We start from the raw sequence: 2,922 nt of genomic DNA on the forward strand, positions 1-2,922 counted from the left end.
GACACGCGGCCTGGCGCGCACCGAGCCGCGCGAGCCCGTGCGGCCCGACCAGGGCTTCCAGGTCGCGAGCACGGCCAAGACGCTGACCGCCGCGATCGTGCTGCAGCTCGTGGAGGAACGCCGGCTCGCGCTCGACGACAGCATCGAGCGCTGGTTCCCCGAGGCGCCCAACGCGGGGCTCGTCACCATCGAACACCTGCTGCGCCACACCAGCGGCCTCGTGAGTTTCAACGCGCTGCCCGACTTCGGCACGAAGTACCGGCCGCCCGCCGAGATCATCGCGCTGGGCCTCGCGCAGAAGCCGCAGTTCTGCCCCGGCACGAACTGGAGCTACAGCAACACCGGCTACGCGATGCTCGGCGCCCTCGTCGAGCGGCTCGAAGGAGTGCCCTTCGAACAGGTGCTGACGAAGCGGCTGCTCGGCCCGCTCGCGCTCACGCACACCACGATGCGCCGGCCCGGCGTCGAACTGCCGGTGGTCAGCGGCCACGCGGCCGGCCGGCCGGTCGATGCACCCGACCAGTACGCCACGCCCCATGCCGCGGGCGCGCTGGCCTCGACCGCGGGCGACCTCGTGCGCTTCTGGCATGCGCTGCTCGGCGGCCGCGTACTGCCGCCGGCCACGGTGCGGCGCATGTTCATCGACATGCCCGCGATGCTCGGCCCCTACAGCGGCGGCAATGCCTCGTACGGCATGGGCGTGCAGCTCTACGACGTGCCCGACGGCCCGGGCCTGATGCTGGGCCACAGCGGCGGCATCGAGGGCTTCACGAGCGTGGTCGCCTACGTGCCGGCCGACGACCTCTACATCGCCGTGTCCTTCAACGAGAAGAAGGTGCCGGCCGAGGCCGGCCTGTGGTCGCTGCTGCGCGCGGTGCGGGCCTGGCGCGTGCTGCGCTGACCGCCCCGGGAGTCAAGCCGCCCAGTTCGTCTGGATCTCGGTCTTCACCTCGGTCATGAGCTTGTGCACCGGGCACTTGCCCGCCACGCGCAGCAGCTCGTCGCGCTGCGCGTCGCTGAGGTTGCCGCTCACGCGCAGCGTCGAGTCGAGCCGGTAGATGCCCTTGCGCTCCTCGCTGTCGTCGCGGTCGACCACGACCTCGATGTCCTCGACCGGGATGCCCTTGCGGCGCGCGTAGATCAGCACGGTGAGCGCCTTGCAGGCGGCCAGCGAGGCGTCGTAGAGGTCGTGCGGCTCGGGGCCGTCGTCGTTGCCGCCGCCGGCCGGCGAGGCATCGACCGCGATCTCGTGGTTGCGGATCTTGAGGATGTGGCGCGTGCCGGTGGTGCCGTCGCGGCGGATCGAGATGCTCATGGCGGTGTCCTTGGGTGGGAAGGGATTCAGGGAGCCAGCGGCTTCACGTAGAGGATGGTCGTGAAGCCGCTGTGCCATTCGAGGTCGGGATAGCGGTCGGCCTCGCGGTAACCGAGCGCGAGGTAGAAGCCCTGGCTCGCGGTGTTGAAGGTGTCGGTCTCGAGCCGTGCGAGTTCGACGCCGTCGGCGCGCATGCCGGCTTCGGCGAAGGCCATGAGCGCGCGCGCGATGCCCTTGCGCCGATGCGCCGCGGGCACGTGCAGCGCCTGCACGAAGTCGCGCTGCCAGTGGACCATGCCGACCACCTCGCCATCGATCTCGGCGACGAAGAACTCGGGCCCCATCTCGTCGATGTAGCCCACGGGCTCGCCGCTCTCGCGGTAGCCGCGCGCCGCCTCGGGCGTGAGCTGCGGCAGCCAGGTGCTCGCGAAGGTGTCGTCGAGGATGGCCTTGACGGCGTCGAAGTCGTCGAGGCGCCAGGGGCGGATGGTGATCGGGTCTTGGGACATGGGCCGGCGATGGTAGCCGTGCCTTCAGCGGTCGGTGGCCAGCATCAGGGTTTCCTTGATCTCTTCCATCACGACGTAGCTGTGCGACTCGGCCGCCACCGGCAACTTCTTGAGGATGTCGCCGAGCAGGTGGCGGTATTCGCTCATGCCGCTCAGGCGCGCCTTCACGAGGTAGTCGAAGCTGCCCGACACGAGGTGGCATTCGAGCACCTCGGGCATGTGCAGCAGCTCCTGCCGGACCTTGTCGAACACGTCGCCCGACTTGGCCGAGAGCTTGATCTCGACGAACACCAGCAGCGTCTTGCCGAGCGCCTCGGGCGACACGCGCGCGTGGTAGCCGCTGATGACGCCGTCGCGCTCCATGCGCTTGACGCGCTCGGCGCAGGGCGAGGCCGACAGGCCGATGCGCTCGGCCAGTTCGGTCATGGAAATGCGGCCCTGGCGCTGCAGCAGGTCGAGGATCTTGCGGTCGATTCGGTCGAGCTCGGGCACTTTCACTCCGCGCGGCGCATAGGAAGGTTCTACACAGGAGATTCCGCTGCCGAACGCTTGAAAACAGTGGAATCCACTTCATTCTGACGCATAAATTCTCGCTATTCCATTCGAATCAGCGGATACACCATGAAAGTCATCGTTCTGGGCGGCGGCGTGATCGGCACCACCACGGCCTACTACCTCGCGCGCTCGGGCGCCGACGTCACCCTGCTCGACCGGCAGGCCGGTCCGGCCGAGGAAACCAGCTTCGGCAACGCGGGCCAGGTATCGCCCGGCTACTCCACGCCCTGGGCCGCGCCCGGCATTCCGCTGAAGGCGATCAAGTGGATGTTCCAGAAGCATGCGCCGCTGTCGATCCGTCCCGACGGCACGCTGTTCCAGCTGCGCTGGATGGCGCAGATGCTGCGCAACTGCTCGCCCGAGCGCTATGCGATCAACAAGGAACGCATGATGCGCGTGGCCGAGTACAGCCGCGGCTGCCTGCAGGCGCTGCGCGCCGAGACCGGCCTGCAGTACGAGCACCGCACCGGTGGCACCCTGCAGCTGTTCCGCACGCAGGCGCAGCTCGACGCGGTGCAGCGCGACATCGCGGTGCTCGAGGAA

General features: G+C 68.9%; 5 protein-coding genes. 2 read left to right on the forward strand and 3 right to left on the reverse strand.

Annotated features, from left to right (window positions below):
* On the forward strand, positions 1-901 hold a 901-nt coding region (locus AC27VN_RS37725; protein WP_490879967.1), incomplete at its 5' end, for a serine hydrolase domain-containing protein.
* A 12-nt stretch (positions 902-913) separates the two neighbouring features.
* Here the strand turns inward: AC27VN_RS37725 and AC27VN_RS37730 are convergent.
* The 3 genes from AC27VN_RS37730 to AC27VN_RS37740 are packed head-to-tail and all read right to left on the reverse strand — an operon-like array spanning position 914 to position 2,316.
* Positions 914-1,315, reverse strand: a complete 402-nt coding sequence (locus AC27VN_RS37730; RefSeq protein WP_093340624.1) for an OsmC family protein — start codon at positions 1,313-1,315, stop codon at positions 914-916.
* Positions 1,316-1,341: 26 nt separating this feature from the next.
* Positions 1,342-1,824 (reverse strand): GNAT family N-acetyltransferase, encoded by a 483-nt coding sequence (locus AC27VN_RS37735; RefSeq protein ID WP_093340626.1) that lies wholly within the window; start codon positions 1,822-1,824, stop codon positions 1,342-1,344.
* Positions 1,825-1,848: 24 nt separating this feature from the next.
* A complete protein-coding gene (locus tag AC27VN_RS37740) occupies positions 1,849-2,316 on the reverse strand; it encodes an Lrp/AsnC ligand binding domain-containing protein (RefSeq protein ID WP_057591580.1) in 468 nt (155 codons plus the stop codon).
* 129 nt (positions 2,317-2,445) lie between these two features.
* Between AC27VN_RS37740 and AC27VN_RS37745 the strand changes: the two genes are divergently transcribed.
* A partial coding sequence (locus AC27VN_RS37745) for an FAD-dependent oxidoreductase (protein WP_490879968.1) occupies positions 2,446-2,922 on the forward strand: 477 nt, incomplete at its 3' end.

Source organism: Variovorax sp. 20P10.2.4 (assembly GCF_058244205.1).